Here is a 19,436-nt window from a genome sequence, read left to right as displayed (position 1 = left end):
GGAAAGGGCCTTCCGGCGCGGGGCCGACGCCTCCCCGGCAAGGAGGGGAAATGGCGCTGCATAGTGGGGATCGACCGACCGGCGGTTCCGCAATCGCATGGCGACCGTGCAAGCACCGGATCCGCTTGCCCATATTCATAGGAAAGAAGCGCCGGACAGGTCTCCTGTCCGGCTTGCACCTCTTTCCAGATTATTAATCCCACGTATCCTTTGCTCTCTCTCAGCGGGGTAAGAAATGACGGACGAATCTCAGCTCGTTGATTACCTGCGGCGGATGGCGGCCGACCTCCGTGTGGCGCACCGCCGTATCAAGAAGCTGGAGGCAGGGGACAGCGAGCCGATCGCGATCGTGGGGATGGCCTGCCGCTACCCGGGCGGGGTGACGTCGCCGGACGAGCTGTGGCAGCTGGTCGCCGAGGGCCGGGACGCGATCTCGGCCATGCCGGACGACCGCGGCTGGGACCTGGAGAAGCTCTACGAACCGGATCGCACGGCCGACCGCCCCGGTACGAGCTACGCCTGCGAGGGCGGTTTCCTCTACGACGCGGGCGGGTTCGACGCCGAGTTCTTCGGGATCTCACCGCGCGAGGCGCTGGCGATGGACCCGCAGCAGCGGCTGCTGCTGGAGACGTCCTGGGAGGTGTTCGAGCGCGCCGGCATCGACCCGCACTCCGTCCGCGGAAGCCGCACCGGCGTGTTCGCGGGCATCATGTACCACGACTACGCCGGGGACCCCGCCACTCTGCCCCCGGAAGTGGAGGGGTACCTCAGCACCGGGATGGCGGGCAGTGTGCTGTCCGGCCGGGTGGCCTACACCCTGGGCCTGGAAGGCCCCGCGGTCACCATCGACACCGCCTGCTCGTCGTCACTGGTCGCCCTGCACCTGGCCGTCCAGTCCCTGCGCAACGGCGAGTGCGACCTCGCCATGGCCGGCGGCGTCACCGTCATGGCCACGCCCACCACCTTCGTGGAAGCGTCACGTCAGAACGGTCTCGCGTCGGACGGGCGGTGCAAGTCCTTCTCCGCCGACGCCGACGGCACCGGCTGGTCCGAGGGCGCCGGCGTCATCCTCGTCGAACGCCTCTCCGACGCCCAACGCAACAACCACCCCGTCCTCGCCCTCGTCCGCGGCACCGCCGTCAACCAGGACGGCGCCTCCAACGGCCTCACCGCCCCCAACGGACCCTCCCAACAACGCGTCATCCGCCAAGCCCTCACCAACGCCCGCCTCACCACCACCGACATCGACGCCGTCGAAGCCCACGGCACCGGCACCACCCTCGGCGACCCCATCGAAGCCCAAGCCCTCATCGCCACCTACGGCCACGACCGCCCCCACCACCAACCCCTCCACCTCGGCACCGTCAAATCCAACCTCGGCCACACCCAAGCCGCCGCCGGCGCCGCCGGCATCATCAAAATGGTCCAGGCCATCCACCACGGCCGACTCCCCAAAACCCTCCACATCACCACCCCCACCACCGAAGTCGACTGGACCGAAGGCAACGTCCACCTCCTCACCGAAACCCTCGACTGGCCCGAACTCGACCGCCCCCGCCGCGCCGGCGTCTCCTCCTTCGGCGTCAGCGGCACCAACGCCCACATCATCCTCGAACAAGCACCCCCCACCCCCAACACCCCCAACACCACCGACACCACCGACACCACCGACGGCAACACCGGCAACACCGGCACCACTGACAGCACCGGCAACACCACCCCGCCGCTGCCCCTCCTCCTCTCCGCCGCCACCCCCCACGCCCTCCGAACCCAAGCCACCCGACTCCACCACCACCTCACCACCCACCCCGACCTCACCATCCACCAAACCACCCACACCCTCGCCACCACCCGAGCCCACCTCCACCACCGCGCCGCCATCCTCACCACCCACAACGACCGCGACACCCTCCTCCAAACCCTCCAAGCCCTCGCCACCCAAACCCCCCACCCCCACCTCATCACCTCAACCGCCCACCAACCCCGCTACGCCTACCTCTTCACCGGCCAAGGCGCCCAACACCCCCGCATGGGCCACCAGCTCTACACCACCCACCCCACCTACGCCCACACCCTCGACACCATCTGCGACCACCTCGACCCCCACCTCGACCACCCCCTCCGCGACGTCCTCTTCGCACCCCCCGACACCCCCCACGCCACCCTGCTCAACCAAACCCTCTACACCCAAACCGCCACCTTCGCCCTCCAAATCGCCCTCCACCGCCTCCTCGAACACCACAACCTCCACCCCCACGCCCTCACCGGCCACTCCATCGGCGAACTCGCCGCCGCCCACGCCGCCGGCATCCTCACCCTCCAAGACGCCTGCACCCTCATCGCCACCCGCGCCCGCCTCATGCAGAACCTCCCCACCAACGGCGCCATGATCGCCATCCAAGCCACCGAAGAAGAACTCACCCCCCACCTCACCGACCACACCCACCACGCCTCCATCGCCGCCATCAACACCCCCGACAACCTCGTCATCTCCGGCGACACCACCACCATCACCAACATCGCCGACCACTTCGCCCACCAAGGCCGCACCACCAAACGACTCCCCGTCAGCCACGCCTTCCACTCACCCCTCATGCACCCCATCCTCGACGAATTCCACAAAACCGCCCAAACCATCACCTACCACCACCCCACCACCCCCCTCGTCTCCACCGTCACCGGCACCATCCCCGAGAACCCCGACCACTGGACCGACCCCACCTACTGGACCAACCAAATCCACCAACCCGTCCGATTCCACCAAGCACTCCAAACCCTCCACACCCACAACATCACCCACACCATCGAAATCGGCCCCCACCCCACCCTCACCAACCACGCCACCACCACCCTCCCCCCCGACACCACCCACACCCACACCCTCCGCCGCAACCAACCCGACAACCACACCCTCCACACCACCCTCGCCCACGCCCACACCAACGGCATCCCCATCACCTGGACCCACCACCCCACCACCCCCACCCCCCTCCCCACCTACCCCTTCCACCACCAGCACTACTGGCTCCAGGCGCAACGGGACGCCGGTGACCTCGGGAGGGCTGGACTGGCCTCGCCCGACCACCCGCTGCTGGGTGCCTCCATCACCCTCGCGGACTCCGACGGCTGGCTCTTCACGAGCCGCATCTCCCTGACCACGCACCCCTGGCTCGCCGACCACGCCGTGAACGGCACCGCGCTCCTGCCCGGCACCGCCTTCCTCGAACTGGCGTTCCACGCGGGCAGGACCCTCGGCTCCGAGCAGGTGGAGGAACTCGTCCTCGAACTGCCGCTCCTCCTGCCCACGCAGGGCGGGGTCCAGATGCAGCTCGCCGTGGCCGCTCCCGACACCCGGGGACGCCGGCGGTTCACCGTCCACTCGCGTCCGGAGACCGGTGCGACGGGTGACGAGGCCTGGACCTGCCACGCCAGCGGTGTGCTAGCCCCGGGCACCCCGGGACGGCCCGCAGCGAAGTCCGATCTGACACAGTGGCCGCCGGCCGGCGCGGACCCGCTCGTCGTCGACGGTCTCTACGACGACCTGGCCGGAGCCGGGTTCGCCTACGGTCCCGCCTTCCAGGGCGTCCGGGCCGCGTGGAAGCTCGGCGACGAGGTCTACGCCGAGATCAGCCTCCCGGAGGACCACCGGACCGAAGCCGACCGCTTCGGCCTCCACCCCGCGCTCGCCGATGCCGCCCTCCACATCGCGGTGTTCACCGCCACCGGCTCGGAGTCCGGGCGCGGCCGACTTCCGTTCAGCTGGGGCGGCGCGTCGCTGAACGCCGTCGGCGCTTCGTCCCTCCGGGTCAGGCTCACCCCCACCGGACCGGACGCCTACGCACTGGCCCTCGCCGATGCCGCCGGCCGGCCCGTCGCCTCCATCGAGTCGCTGACGGTGCGTGAACTCCCGGCCGAAAGCCTGAACGGAGCGGAACGGGACATCCTCGGGGAGTGTCTGCACCGGCTGTCCTGGACGAACCTCGCCTCCCGCGAGGACGCCGAGCCGACCGGACGCTGGGCCCTGCTCGGTTCGGAGGGCCCTCGCGGCGATGCGCTGCTCGACTCCTCCGACCAGGCCGTCGAGGTGTTCGCCGACGTGTCCGCCCTCTCCCGGGCCATCGAAGCAGGCTCCCCGGCCCCCGACTTCATGCTGCTGCAGCTCACCGACGGCGCCGGGGACACGGACACGGACACAGTGGCCCACGTGCACGAGGCCACCGAGCACACGCTCCACCTCCTCCAGTCATGGCTGAGTGACGAGCGACTGGTAGGCACCCGACTGATCGTGCTGACCGGGAACGCCGTGGTGACGGAGCGGTCGACGACTCCGCCCGACCTGGTCCACGCCGCGGTCTGGGGCCTGGTCAGCTCCGCGCAGAGCGAGAACCCCGGCCGAATCACCCTGTGGGACACCGACGGCCGGCAGGTGCCCGCCGCGGTGCTCCGCACGGCTCTCGACTCGGGTGAGCCGCGGTTGGCGTTCCGCTCCGGCGAGGCGTGGATGCCCCGCCTGGTCCGGATGACCGCCGCCGAGGTGATCACCGAACAGATCGACGGAGCCGAAGAGCCGCTGGACCGGTCGGGTACCGCGCTCATCACCGGCGCCACCGGCATGCTCGGCTCCCTCATCGCCCGCCACCTCGTCCACCACCACGGCATCCGCCACCTCATCCTCACCAGCCGACGCGGCCCCGACGCCCCCAACGCCAACCAACTCACCACCGAACTCACCAACGCCGGCGCCCACATCACCCTCACCGCCTGCGACACCGCCGACCCCCGACAACTCCAACACCTCCTCACCCACATCCACCCCGACCACCCCCTCACCACCGTCATCCACACCGCCGGCACCCTCGACGACGCCCTCACCACCAACCTCACCCCCCACCAACTCCACACCGTCCTCCAACCCAAAATCGACGCCGCCACCAACCTCCACCACCACACCCGAAACCACCCCCTCACCCACTTCATCCTCTTCTCCTCCGCCGCCGGCCTCCTCGGCGCCGCCGGCCAAGCCAACTACGCCGCCGCCAACACCTACCTCGACGCCCTCGCCCACCACCGCCACCACCACAACCTCCCCGCCACCAGCCTCGCCTGGGGAGCCTGGACCGACACCAACGGCATGACCGCCCAACTCACCGACATCGACCTCAACCGCATGACCCGCGCCGGCGTCCAACCCCTCACCGAACACGACGGACTCACCCTCTTCGACACCGCCCTCACCCTCCACACCCCCCACCTCGCACCCCTCCGCCTCAACCCCCACACCCTCCAAACCCAAGCCAACAACCACACCCTCCCCCACCTCCTCCACAACCTCACCCGCACCCCACTCCCCCGCGCCACCACCACCCACCACACCACCACCCACCACACCCTCACCCAACAACTCCACCCCCTCACCCCCACCGACCGACACCGCACCCTCCTCGAACTCACCCTCACCCACACCGCAACCGTCCTCGGCCACACCACCCCCCACACCATCGACCCCAAACGCACCTTCCGCGAACACGGCTTCGACTCCCTCGCCGCCATCGAACTCCGCAACACCCTCAACACCGCCACCGGACTCCAACTCACCGCCACCCTCGTCTTCGACCACCCCACACCCGAAGACCTCACCACCCACCTCCTCACCCAACTCCTCCCCGACACCACCCAAACCCCCATCGACACCGCGGAGCACCTCGACGACTCCGCAGCGCGCATCACCGAGCCGATCGCGATCGTGGGGATGGCCTGCCGCTACCCGGGCGGGGTGACGTCGCCGGACGAGCTGTGGCAGCTGGTCGCCGAGGGCCGGGACGCGATCTCGGCCATGCCGGACGACCGCGGCTGGGACCTGGAGAAGCTCTACGGGCCCGAGGCGAGCGGCTCCACCACGATGGAGGGCGGCTTCCTCTACGACGCGGGCGGGTTCGACGCCGAGTTCTTCGGGATCTCACCGCGCGAGGCGCTGGCGATGGACCCGCAGCAGCGGCTGCTCCTCGAAACGTCCTGGGAGGTGTTCGAGCGCGCCGGCATCGACCCGCACTCCGTCCGCGGAAGCCGCACCGGCGTGTTCGCGGGCATCATGTACCACGACTACGCCGGAGACCCGGAGACCATACCGGCCGAGGCGGCCGGCTACGTCGGAACGGGGATGGCGGGCAGTGTGCTGTCCGGCCGGGTGGCCTACACCCTGGGCCTGGAGGGCCCCGCGGTCACCATCGACACCGCCTGCTCGTCGTCACTGGTCGCCCTGCACCTGGCCGTCCAGTCCCTGCGCAACGGCGAGTGCGACCTCGCCATGGCCGGCGGCGTCACCGTGATGGCGACCCCGGCGACCTTCATCGACTTCAGCCGTCAGAACGGTCTCGCGTCGGACGGGCGGTGCAAGTCCTTCTCCGCCGACGCCGACGGCACCGGCTGGTCCGAGGGCGCCGGCGTCATCCTCGTCGAACGCCTCTCCGACGCCCAACGCAACAACCACCCCGTCCTCGCCCTCGTCCGCGGCACCGCCGTCAACCAGGACGGCGCCTCCAACGGCCTCACCGCCCCCAACGGACCCTCCCAACAACGCGTCATCCGCCAAGCCCTCACCAACGCCCGCCTCACCACCACCGACATCGACGCCGTCGAAGCCCACGGCACCGGCACCACCCTCGGCGACCCCATCGAAGCCCAAGCCCTCATCGCCACCTACGGCCACGACCGCCCCCACCACCAACCCCTCCACCTCGGCACCGTCAAATCCAACCTCGGCCACACCCAAGCCGCCGCCGGCGCCGCCGGCATCATCAAAATGGTCCAGGCCATCCACCACGGCCGACTCCCCAAAACCCTCCACATCACCACCCCCACCACCGAAGTCGACTGGACCGAAGGCAACGTCCACCTCCTCACCGAAACCCTCGACTGGCCCGAACTCGACCGCCCCCGCCGCGCCGGCGTCTCCTCCTTCGGCGTCAGCGGCACCAACGCCCACATCATCCTCGAACAAGCACCCCCCACCCCCAACACCACCGACAACAGCACTGACAACACCGACGGCAACACCGGCACCACTGACAGCACCGGCAGCACCACCCCGCCGCTGCCCCTCCTCCTGTCCGCCGCCACCCCCCACGCCCTCCGAACCCAAGCCACCCGACTCCACCACCACCTCACCACCCACCCCGACCTCACCATCCACCAAACCACCCACACCCTCGCCACCACCCGAGCCCACCTCCACCACCGCGCCGCCATCCTCACCACCCACAACGACCGCGACACCCTCCTCCAAACCCTCCAAGCCCTCGCCACCCAAACCCCCCACCCCCACCTCATCACCTCAACCGCCCACCAACCCCGCTACGCCTACCTCTTCACCGGCCAAGGCGCCCAACACCCCCGCATGGGCCACCAGCTCTACACCACCCACCCCACCTACGCCCACACCCTCGACACCATCTGCGACCACCTCGACCCCCACCTCGACCACCCCCTCCGCGACGTCCTCTTCGCACCCCCCGACACCCCCCACGCCACCCTGCTCAACCAAACCCTCTACACCCAAACCGCCACCTTCGCCCTCCAAATCGCCCTCCACCGCCTCCTCGAACACCACAACCTCCACCCCCACGCCCTCACCGGCCACTCCATCGGCGAACTCGCCGCCGCCCACGCCGCCGGCATCCTCACCCTCCAAGACGCCTGCACCCTCATCGCCACCCGCGCCCGCCTCATGCAGAACCTCCCCACCAACGGCGCCATGATCGCCATCCAAGCCACCGAAGAAGAACTCACCCCCCACCTCACCGACCACACCCACCACGCCTCCATCGCCGCCATCAACACCCCCGACAACCTCGTCATCTCCGGCGACACCACCACCATCACCAACATCGCCAACCACTTCGCCCACCAAGGCCGCACCACCAAACGACTCCCCGTCAGCCACGCCTTCCACTCACCCCTCATGCACCCCATCCTCGACGAATTCCACAAAACCGCCCAAACCATCACCTACCACCACCCCACCACCCCCCTCGTCTCCACCGTCACCGGCACCATCCCCGACAACCCCGACCACTGGACCGACCCCACCTACTGGACCAACCAAATCCACCAACCCGTCCGATTCCACCAAGCACTCCAAACCCTCCACACCCACAACATCACCCACACCATCGAAATCGGCCCCCACCCCACCCTCACCAACCACGCCACCACCACCCTCCCCCCCAACACCACCCACACCCACACCCTCCGCCGCAACCAACCCGACAACCACACCCTCCACACCACCCTCGCCCACGCCCACACCAACGGCATCCCCATCACCTGGACCCACCACCCCACCACCCCCACCCCCCTCCCCACCTACCCCTTCCACCACCAGCACTACTGGCTCCAGCACAGGCCGAAGGCCGATCCGGCGGCGGTCGGCTTCACCGCCGTCGACCATCCGCTGCTCACCTCGGCCACGACGCTGCCCGACGACGGCACCCTGCTCCTCACCGGCCGCATCTCGCCGACCACGCACCCCTGGCTCGCCGACCACGCCGTGAACGGCACCGTGCTCCTGCCCGGCACCGCCTTCCTCGAACTGGCGTTCCGGGCCGCCCAGGAGACGGACACGCCGTACGTCGCCGAACTCACCCTCCTCGCACCGCTCACCCTGGCCTCTGAGCGGCGCGCCGCGGTGACCGTCCAGGTCCGGATCAACCCGACCGACGAGGCCGGCCGACGGACACTGACCGTGCACGGACGCGCCGGTGAAGGGCCGTGGATCCAGCACGCGGCCGGCGTCCTGACCGATCAGCGCCCCGACGAACCGGAGCGGACGGCCGCATGGCCGCCGGACGAAGCCACCCCCGTCGACGTCTCGACCCTCTACACCGACCTGCTGGAGACCGGCTACCACTACGGTCCCGCCTTCCAGGGCGTCCGGGCCGCATGGAAGCTCGGCGACGAGGTCTACGCCGAGATCAGCCTCCCGGAGGACCACCGGACCGAAGCCGACCGCTTCGGCCTCCACCCCGCGCTCCTGGACGCGACGCTGCACGCGCTGGCCTTCGCCGAGCAGCGGAGCGACGGCGTCCGGCTGCCGTTCAACTGGACCGGCTGCACCCTCCACGCGGCCGGAGCCGGCGCGGTGCGCGTCCGGCTGACACCCACCGGCCCGTCGTCCTTCGCGATCAGCGCGAGCGACGACGCCGGTCGGCCCGTGATCAGCATCGACTCGCTGGTGGTCAGGGAGGTGGCCGGCGACCGGCCGGAACCCGCATCGCCGACCTCCCAGGACGACTCGCTCTTCTGGCTGGACTGGGCGCCGATGACCGGCACGCCGGCCGACGGTCCGTCCGCCTTCGTGGTGGCCGGTCCGGATCCGCTCGGCCTCTCCGCCGAAGCCGTCGGAACGACGGCCGACCTGTCCGAGCTCCTCGCACCGGACGCCGGGCACACGGTTCCGGCCGGGGCCGCCGTGGTCGCCTTCCTGCTCGGCGGTCCGGACCCGGACGTCGTGGCCGCCGCCCACGAGGCGACCCGGCGCACCCTGGACCTCGTGCGGTCCTGGCTGGCCGCTGACCGGTTCGCGACCACTCACCTGGTGCTCGCCACGAGCGGGGCGGTGGCCGCCGGCGACCACGAGGACGTCACCGACCTCGCCGCCGCCGCCCTGTGGGGGCTGATCGGCTCGGTGCAGAGCGAGTTCCCCGGGCGCATCACGCTCCTGGACACCGACCGGGATCCGGCGACCGCCGCCGCCTTCCCGGCCGCACTCGGCGCCACCGAGCCGCGTCTGGCGATCCGGCAGGGCCGGCTGCTCGCTCCGCGCCTCGCCCGGATGGGCTCCCACCCCTCACTCCGACCGCCGACGGGGGACCTTCCCTGGCGGCTGGACACCGCGCGTCCCGGCGTCCTCGAAAGCCTCGAACTGGTCCCGTACCCGGAGGTCCTGGCGCCGCTGGCGCCGGGGCAGGTACGGATCTCCGTCCGGGCCGCGGGCCTGAACTTCCGTGACGTGATCGTCGCCCTCGGCGTCGTGGAGGGACAGGACGGCATCGGCGGCGAAGCCTCCGGCGTCGTGCTGGAGATCGGCGAAGGCGTGGAGAACGTCGCGGTGGGCGACCGGGTCCTGGGACTGTGCCCGACGTCATTCGGGCCGCTGGCGGTCACCGACCACAGGTGGCTGACCCGGATGCCGGACGACTGGACCTTCGAACAGGGCGCGGCGGTGCCGATCACCTACCTCACCGCGTACTACGGCCTGGTGGACCTCGGCGGCCTGCGGGCCGGGGAATCGGTGCTGGTCCACGCGGCCGCCGGCGGTGTCGGCACGGCCGCCGTCCAGCTCGCGCGGCATCTGGGCGCCGAGGTCTACGGCACGGCGAGCCCCGGCAAGTGGGAGGCGCTGCGCACCAACGGGCTGGCTCCGGACCGGATCGCCAACTCCCGTACGGTGGAGTTCGAGGAGCGGTTCCTGGCGGCGACCGGCGGCCGCGGCATGGACGTGGTCCTCGACTGCCTGGCCGGGGAGTTCGTCGACGCGGGCCTGCGCCTGCTGCCGCGCGGCGGCCGCTTCCTGGAGATGGGGAAGACCGACAAGCGCGACCCCGACGAGGTCGCCGCGGCCCACGCCGGCGTCGACTACCGGGTGTACGACATCCAGGACGCCGGCCCCGACCGGACGCAGGGGATGCTGCGCGAGGTGATGGAGCTGTTCCGCCAGGGGAAGCTCCGGCATCCGCCGATCACCGTGTGGGACGTGCGACAGGCCCGGGACGCCTTCCGCAACCTGAGTCAGGCCAAGATCACCGGAAAGGCCGTCCTGACGATCCCCCGGCCGCTGGACCGGTCGGGTACCGCGCTCATCACCGGCGCCACCGGCATGCTCGGCTCCCTCATCGCCCGCCACCTCGTCCACCACCACGGCATCCGCCACCTCATCCTCACCAGCCGACGCGGCCCCGACGCCCCCAACGCCAACCAACTCACCACCGAACTCACCAACGCCGGCGCCCACATCACCCTCACCGCCTGCGACACCGCCGACCCCCGACAACTCCAACACCTCCTCACCCACATCCACCCCGACCACCCCCTCACCACCGTCATCCACACCGCCGGCACCCTCGACGACGCCCTCACCACCAACCTCACCCCCCACCAACTCCACACCGTCCTCCAACCCAAAATCGACGCCGCCACCAACCTCCACCACCACACCCGAAACCACCCCCTCACCCACTTCATCCTCTTCTCCTCCGCCGCCGGCCTCCTCGGCGCCGCCGGCCAAGCCAACTACGCCGCCGCCAACACCTACCTCGACGCCCTCGCCCACCACCGCCACCACCACAACCTCCCCGCCACCAGCCTCGCCTGGGGAGCCTGGACCGACACCAACGGCATGACCGCCCAACTCACCGACATCGACCTCAACCGCATGACCCGCGCCGGCGTCCAACCCCTCACCGAACACGACGGACTCACCCTCTTCGACACCGCCCTCACCCTCCACACCCCCCACCTCGCACCCCTCCGCCTCAACCCCCACACCCTCCAAACCCAAGCCAACAACCACACCCTCCCCCACCTCCTCCACAACCTCACCCGCACCCCACTCCCCCGCGCCACCACCACCCACCACACCACCACCCACCACACCCTCACCCAACAACTCCACCCCCTCACCCCCACCGACCGACACCGCACCCTCCTCGAACTCACCCTCACCCACACCGCAACCGTCCTCGGCCACACCACCCCCCACACCATCGACCCCAAACGCACCTTCCGCGAACACGGCTTCGACTCCCTCGCCGCCATCGAACTCCGCAACACCCTCAACACCGCCACCGGACTCCAACTCACCGCCACCCTCGTCTTCGACCACCCCACACCCGAAGACCTCACCACCCACCTCCTCACCCAACTCCTCCCCGACACCACCCAAACCCCCATCGACACCGCACTGGCCGGCCTGACCGGGCTGGAGGCCGCGCTGTCCTCGATCGCTTCCGACGACGCGGACCGCGGCCTGGTGACACGGCGCCTGAAGACGCTCGTCGCCCGCTGGAACGGCGACGGCGACGTGCCGGGAGACGGCGACGACCTCGATTCGGCCACGAACGACGACCTCTTCGACCTGATCGACAAGGGTTTCGGGGTCTCCTGACCGCGCAGGCAATGCAACCACTCATCCCCGAGGAGCCGATCCACATGTCCGAAGAGGACAAGCTTCGCGAATACCTGAAGCGCGCCATCACCGACGCGCGCCACCTCCAGCACCGTCTCAAGGAGGTGGAGGACAGGTCGCGGGAGCCGATCGCCATCGTCGGCATGGCCTGCCGCTATCCCGGCGGTGTCGTGACCCCCGACGACATGTGGCGGATGGTGGCCGGCGGCACCGACGCCATCGCGGGCTTCCCGACCGATCGCGGCTGGGACCTGGACGGCCTCTACGGCCCCGACACCCACGAGAGCGGCAACGCCACCCCTCTGGAGGGTGGATTCCTCTACGACGCATCGGAGTTCGACGCGTCGTTCTTCGGGATATCGCCCCGTGAGGCGATGGCGATGGACCCGCAGCAGCGGCTGCTCCTCGAAACGTCCTGGGAGGCCCTGGAGCACGCGGGGATCGACCCCCACTCCGTCCAGGGCAGCCGGACCGGGGTGTTCTTCGGTGGCACCTCCCAGGACTTCGCCGGGCTGTTGGCCACGTCCTCGAAGGGCGGTCAGGGCCACGGTCTGACCGGCACCACGGGCAGCGTGCTGTCCGGGCGGGTGGCCTACACCCTGGGTCTGGAGGGTCCCGCGCTCACGGTGGACACCGCCTGCTCGTCCTCGCTGGTGGCGCTGCACCTGGCCGTGCAGTCCCTCCGCAAGGAGGAGTGCGGCATGGCGCTGGCCGGCGGCGTCTCCGTGATGTGCACGCCGATGACCTTCACCGAGTTCTCCCGGCAGGGCGGACTGTCGCCGGACGGCCGGTGCAAGGCCTTCGCCGGCGCGGCCGACGGCACGGGCTGGGGCGAGGGCGTCGGCGTCCTGGTGGTCGAACGGCTGTCGGACGCGCGGCGCAACGGGCATCCGGTGCTGGCCGTGATCCGGGGGAGCGCGCTCAACCAGGACGGTGCGTCGAACGGCCTGAGCGCTCCCAACGGTCCGTCCCAGCAGCGGGTGATCCGTCAGGCGCTGGCCGACGCCGGGCTGTCGTCCGCCGAGGTGGACGTGGTGGAGGCGCACGGGACGGGGACGACGCTGGGTGACCCGATCGAGGCGCAGGCGCTGCTGGCCACCTACGGCCAGGACCGGCAGGAGGGCCGCCCGCTCTGGCTCGGCTCGATCAAGTCCAACATCGGCCACACCCTCTTCGCTGCGGGCGTGGCCGGTGTGATCAAAATGGTGATGGCGATGCGGCAGGGGGTCCTGCCGAGGACGCTGCACGTGGACGAGCCAACGCCGTTCGTGGACTGGTCGGCGGGCGCGGTGGAGCTGCTGGCCGAGGCCCGGGAGTGGCCGGAGACGGGTGCTCCGCGTCGCGCGGGCGTCTCGTCGTTCGGCATCAGCGGGACCAACGCCCACATGATCCTGGAGCAGGCCCCGGTGGACGAGCCGGCGGTGGAGCTGCCGGTGGAGCCGGTGCCGGTGGCGCTGGACGGCGTGGTGGTGCCGTTGGTGGTGTCGGGGCGTTCGGAGGCGGCGTTGCGGGCGCAGGCGGGGCGGTTGGTGGAGGCGTTGGCCGGGGCGGATGTCCGGCCGGTGGACGTGGCGTGGTCGTCGGCGTCGGGACGGTCGCGGTTCGAGCATCGGGCGGTGGTGTTGGGGGGTGGTGTGGAGGAGTTGGTGGAGGGTGTGCGGGTGGTGGCGGCGGGTGGTGGTGGTGCGGGTGTGGTGCGGGGTGTGGTGGAGGCGGGTTCGCGGGTGGTGTTGGTGTTTCCGGGTCAGGGGTCGCAGTGGGTGGGGATGGGGCGGGAGTTGTGGGGTTCGTCGGTGGTGTTCGGGGAGTCGATGGCGGCGTGTGAGCGCGCTCTGGCGCCTTTTGTGGACTGGTCGTTGCGGGATGTGGTCGAGGCGGGTGAGGAGGATCCCCGCTGGGGGCGGGTGGATGTGGTGCAGCCGGTGTTGTGGGCGGTGATGGTGTCGTTGGCGGCGTTGTGGCGGTCTTCGGGTGTGGAGCCGGCGGCGGTGGTGGGGCATTCGCAGGGTGAGGTGGCGGCTGCGGTGGTGGCGGGCGGGTTGTCGTTGGAGGACGGTGCGCGGGTGGTGGCGGTGCGTTCGCGTCTGGTGGCGGCACGGCTGTCGGGGTTGGGCGGGATGGTGTCGGTGTCGGCGCCGCTCGCGGTGGTGGAGGGGTTGTTGGCGGGGTTCGGGGGTGAGGTGTCGGTCGCGGCGGTGAACGGCCCGTCCTCGGTGGTGGTTTCGGGTGGGACGGCGGGGCTGGAGGCACTGCTCGCGGACTGCGAGGCGAACGGGGTACGGGCGCGGCGGATCGCGGTGGACTACGCCTCGCACTCCGCGCAGGTGGAGGCGTTGGAGGCGGAGCTGTTGGAGGCGTTGGCGCCGGTGCGGCCGGTGTCGTCGTCGGTGGCGTTCTACTCGACGGTCACCGGGGAGGGCATCGACACGGCGGTGATGGACGCCGGCTACTGGTACCGCAACCTGCGCCAGACCGTCCGCTTCGAGACCGCCGTCCGCGCCCTGGCCGCCGACGGCCACCACACCTACATCGAGGCCAGCCCCCACCCCGTCCTCACCGTCCCCGTCCAGGAGACCCTTGAGGACACCCCCGACCACCGCACCGAACCCACCGTCATCGGCTCACTGCGCCGGGGCGAGGGCGGGACCGAACGGTTCCTGACCTCCCTCGCCGAGGCCTACGTCCGCGGCGCCACCGTCGACTGGACCAGCGCCCTCGCCGGCCGCGACGCCCACCGGATCGACCTGCCCACCTACGCCTTCCAACACGAACGCTTCTGGCCCGAGCCCGGCACCGGTGGCGACGTCACCGGCGTGGGGCTCGACGCGTCGGGCCACCCGTTCCTCGGCGCCGTCGTCCGCCTGGCCGATTCCGAGAGCCTGGCGCTCATCGGCCGGCTGTCACTGCGCACCCACCCGTGGCTGTCCGACCACCGGGTGATGGGGACCGTACCGCTCCCCGGGACGGCCTTCGTCGAGCTGGCGATGCTCGCCGGTGACCAGGTCGGCTGCGACCGGCTCGAAGAGCTGACCATGGAGGCGCCCCTCCTGCTGCCGCCCCGCGGACACGTGCGCCTCCAGCTGATCGTGGGCCCGCCGGACGAGGCGGGACTCCGACCGATCCGGCTGTACTCGCAGGACGAGGACGCCGAGGAAGGCGCCGGGTGGCTGTGCCACGGCAGCGGGCTGCTGGCCGCCGGCGGCGGCCCGTCCTCCCCCGATCTCTCCGAGTGGCCACCGCCGGGTGCCGAGCCCGTGCCGGTCGACGACCTGTACGAGATCGCCGCCGACGGACCGGTCTTCTACGGCCCGGCGTTCCAAGGACTGCGCGCCGCGTGGCGGCGGGGAAGCGAGGTCTTCGCCGAGGTGACCCTGCCGTCCGGACAGCTGGAGCGGGCGGGCGGCTTCACCCTCCACCCCGTGCTGCTGGACGCCGCCCTGCACACCGTGGGCCTGGGAGGGCTGCTGGACGACAGCGTGCCGGGCTGGCGCCCCTTCGCATGGAGCGGCGTGTCGGTGCACGCGGCGGGCGCCTCGTCCCTCCGGGTGCGGCTCGCACCGGCCGGTGCCGGCTCGCTCACGCTGTTCGCCACCGACACCGCGGGTGTGCCCGTCGTCTCCGTGGATTCGCTGGCCATGCGCCCGATCGCGACGGAGCAGTTCACCGCCGGCGCACGGCGGGACTCGCTCCTGCGGATCGACTGGACGGCGGCGTCCGTCGAAGCGGCCGCCGGCCCCCGCTGGGCGGTGCTCGGCCCGGTGGGACCGGACCTGCTCGAACTCGCGCACGACCGCTCCGAGGGCGGGCCGGTGTCCTTCGCCGACCTGGAGGCGCTGGCCGCCTCCCTCACCGAGGGAGCCGCGGCACCCGACTTCGTGCTGATCGACCCCTCGGCCGACGGACCCGGCGGGCTCACCGACCTGGCCGAGGCCGCCCGGCTGGCCGCCGGCCGGGTGCTGGACACGGCCCGGGCCTGGCTGGACCCGGCTCTCGACGAGCGGCTGTCCTCGGCCCGCCTGGTCGTGGTCACCCGCAGGGCACTGGCCGCGCGCGACGGGGAGGACGTGACCGGGCTGGCCGGGGCACCGCTCTGGGGGCTGGTGCGCTCGGCCCAGGCCGAGAACCCCGGCCGGTTCGTGCTGCTCGACGTGGACGGCGACACCGCCTCCTGGCGGGCTCTGCCGGCGGCACTGGCCTCCGGCGAGAACCAGCTGGCGCTGCGCGCCGGGGCGGCTCTGACACCCCGGCTGGGCCGGTTCCGCGCCCTCCCCGCGGACACCGCACCGGACGCCTCCGAACCGCCCGCGCCGACCCGGTTCGACCCCGAGGGGACCGTCCTGGTGACCGGTGCCACCAGCGGCCTGGGCGCCATGGTGGCCCGGCGGCTGGTGTCCGAGCACGGCGCGCGCCGGCTGCTGCTGCTCAGCCGCCGGGGCCCGGCGGCCGAGGGCGCCGCCGAGCTGGTGGACGACCTGCGCGAGGCCGGTGCCGACGCCGCCGTGGTGGCCTGTGACGTGGCGGACCGCGCCTCGCTGGCCCGAGCACTCTCCGACGTCCCCGCCGAACACCCGCTGACCGCGGTGGTGCACTGTGCCGGAACGGTCGACAACGGCCTGCTGGCATCGCTGACGCCGGAGAAGGTCGACGCGGTGTTCCGCCCGAAGGTCGACGCGGCGGTCAATCTGCACGTGCTGACCGAGGGCACCGACCTGGCGGCCTTCGTGCTCTTCTCCTCGGTGGCCGGCACCATCGGCGGCACCGGACAGGGCAACTACGCCGCCGCCAACACCTTCCTGGACGCGCTGGCGCAGCACCGCCGTGCCAACGGGCTGACGGCCACCTCGCTGGCCTGGGGCCTGTGGGAGACGAGCAGCGGGATGGGTGGACGGTTCGACGCCGCGCTGCTCGCCAACACCTCGATGCGGGCCGTCGTCCCGCTGCCGTCCGAGGAGGGCCTCGGGCTGTTCGACGCCTGCTGGCGCTCGGACGAGCCCGTGCTGTTCCCGGTCAGGCTGAGCCCGGCCGCGCTGCGCGCCCAGGCCGGGGACGGCGCACTCCCGCCGGTCCTCCGCGGGCTGGCCCCCGGCGCGTCGCGCCGGACCTCCGGCGACGGCGGGGACTCCGGGGCGCAGCTGCGCGGACAGCTGACCGCGGTGTCCGCGGCCAAGCGCTACGACACGCTCCTGGCACTGATCCGCCGACAGGTCGCGTCGGTGCTGGGCCACGCCTCGGCCGAGGCCGTCGACACCGACCGGCCGTTCAAGGAGTTGGGTTTCGACTCGTTGACGGCGGTGGAGCTGCGGAACCGGCTCAACGCCGCCACCGGGGTGCGGCTGCCCATCACGGCCGTCTTCGACTATCCCACGATGGAGGTGCTCGCCGGCTTCCTGCGCGACGAGCTGTTTCCGGCCTCGGCCGAGGAGGCGGTCGATCCGCAGGCCGCCGAGGAGGCCGGGATCCGGGAGGCGCTGCTCTCGCTGCCGCTGGCCCGACTGCGTGAGAGCGGCCTGCTCGACCCGCTGCTTGAGCTTGCCGAGGGCCGTCGGCCCGGCGGTGGCCAGGGGGGTGAGGAGGCGGACCGCAGCGAGTCCATCATGGCTATGGACGCCTCCTCCCTTATCCAGCTCGCCATGGGCAACTCCGGCTCCGGTGCGTCGTCCTGACGTTCCGTCAGGCGATGCCGCAGGGCGCGTCCTCCCGCCGGGCCCCTGGAGCGGTGCGCCGCTTCAGGGGGCCGTAGGGGTTCTCGGATAGGGGGCGCAAATTCATACGATCGCAGCGTCGTGCAGTGCCGCCGCGGGTGAGGGAGCGGTTCGACCCGCCCGCCCCCAACCATCAGCCGACCCACCGTGACCGGAGAGACTTCCCGTGACCGATGCTCCTGCCCCGATCCCCTTCCCCTTCCCCGAGGGGGAGGTCATCTGCCAGCCGATCCCCCAGCTGGACGAGATCCGTGAGACCTGCCCGGTCGCACGGGTGGCCCTCCCGGACGGGACGTCCGCGTGGCTGCTGACCCGCCACGCGGACGTGCGCCAGGCGCTGTTCGACCCGGCCTTCAGCAACCGGGTCATGCCCGCCATGCCCAGCATGCCGCAGAACGAAGTCACCGCGATCATGAACGAGTCGCTGGTCGGCATGGATCCGCCGGAGCACACCCGCCTGCGCAAGCTGGTCTCCCGAGCGTTCACCGTCAAGCGGGTCGACGCACTCCGTCCCCGGATCACCCAGCTCGTGGACGAGCTGATCACCAGGATGGAGGCGCTGCCCCAGCCGGTCAACCTGGTGGAGAACTTCTCCGTACCGTTCCCGGTCCAGGTGATCTGCGAGCTGCTCGGTGTCCCCAGCACCGACGGGAACGACTTCCGCGCCTGGGCGGACACCCTGCTCGGGGACTGGATGACGGACCCGGTCAAGCGCGACGAGGCCGCCCTGCGCTTCCGCGAGTACTTCACCGCGCTGATCGAGGCCAAGCGCGCCGATCCCGGCGACGACCTCATAACGGCCCTGATCGCCGCGAGCGACGAGGGCGACAAGCTGACGGAGCGTGAGATCGTCCACCTCTGCGTCGGGATGCTGATCAACGGCTACGAGACCACCGCGAACGCGATCGGCATGTTCCTGCTGGTGCTCAAGCGCAACCCCGAGCAGTTCGCGCAGCTGCTCGCCAACCCCGACGGCGTGCCCGCGGCCGTCGAGGAGCTCCTGCGTGTCGTGCAGACCGGGACCAGCGGCACCGGCCAGCCGAAGATCACGAAGCAGGAGGTGGTCGTGAGCGGTGTGACCATCCCGGCCGGAGCACTGATCCTGCCGGGCACCGCGGCCGCCAACCGCGACCCGTCGGTCTTCCCCGACCCCGAGAAGCTCGACCTCACCCGGACCGAGAACCCGCACCTCAGCCTGGGTGGCGGTCTGCACCACTGCCTGGGTGCGCACCTGGCCCGCGTCGAGCTGCAGGAGGCCCTCCTCGGCCTGATCCGGCGGATGCCGGACGTGGAGATCGCGGTGCCCGAGTCCGAGCTCAGCATGAAGCCCTTCTCGGCGCTGCGCGGCCTCCAGGCGCTGCCGGTCACCTGGTAACCGCAGGGGGCCACTGGCTCGACAGCTGGGGGTGTGGAAGCGGCTCGCCGTTCTCACACCCCCAGCGTCGTTCGGCCGCCCATCGGCGTGCCCGCGTCCTCCTCGCGGCCGGACGCGGTGGCACCCGTCCGCCATCGGCGCCGGCCCATCGGCGGCCGCCGCCCGCCCGACACACCCG

3 protein-coding genes are annotated in these 19,436 nt (G+C 71.2%); all 3 read left to right on the top strand.

Annotated features, from left to right (window positions below; translation table 11 throughout):
- The first annotated feature begins 235 nt into the window (after nucleotides 1-235).
- Nucleotides 236-12,160, top strand: coding sequence for an SDR family NAD(P)-dependent oxidoreductase (locus OG550_RS28145; protein ID WP_327682169.1), 11,925 nt, complete (start codon nucleotides 236-238; stop codon nucleotides 12,158-12,160).
- A gap of 44 nt (nucleotides 12,161-12,204) precedes the next feature.
- On the top strand, nucleotides 12,205-17,844 hold the full coding sequence (locus tag OG550_RS28140; RefSeq protein ID WP_327682167.1) for a type I polyketide synthase: 5,640 nt from the start codon (nucleotides 12,205-12,207) through the stop codon (nucleotides 17,842-17,844).
- A 205-nt stretch (nucleotides 17,845-18,049) separates the two neighbouring features.
- Entirely contained in the window at nucleotides 18,050-19,258 is a 1,209-nt protein-coding gene (locus OG550_RS28135) for a cytochrome P450 (protein WP_327682165.1), read from the top strand.
- The last annotated feature ends 178 nt before the right edge of the window (nucleotides 19,259-19,436 follow it).

Source organism: Kitasatospora sp. NBC_00458 (assembly GCF_036013975.1).
Taxonomy (GTDB): Bacteria; Actinomycetota; Actinomycetes; order Streptomycetales; family Streptomycetaceae; genus Kitasatospora.
This window is presented reverse-complemented; position numbering and strand designations above follow the sequence as displayed.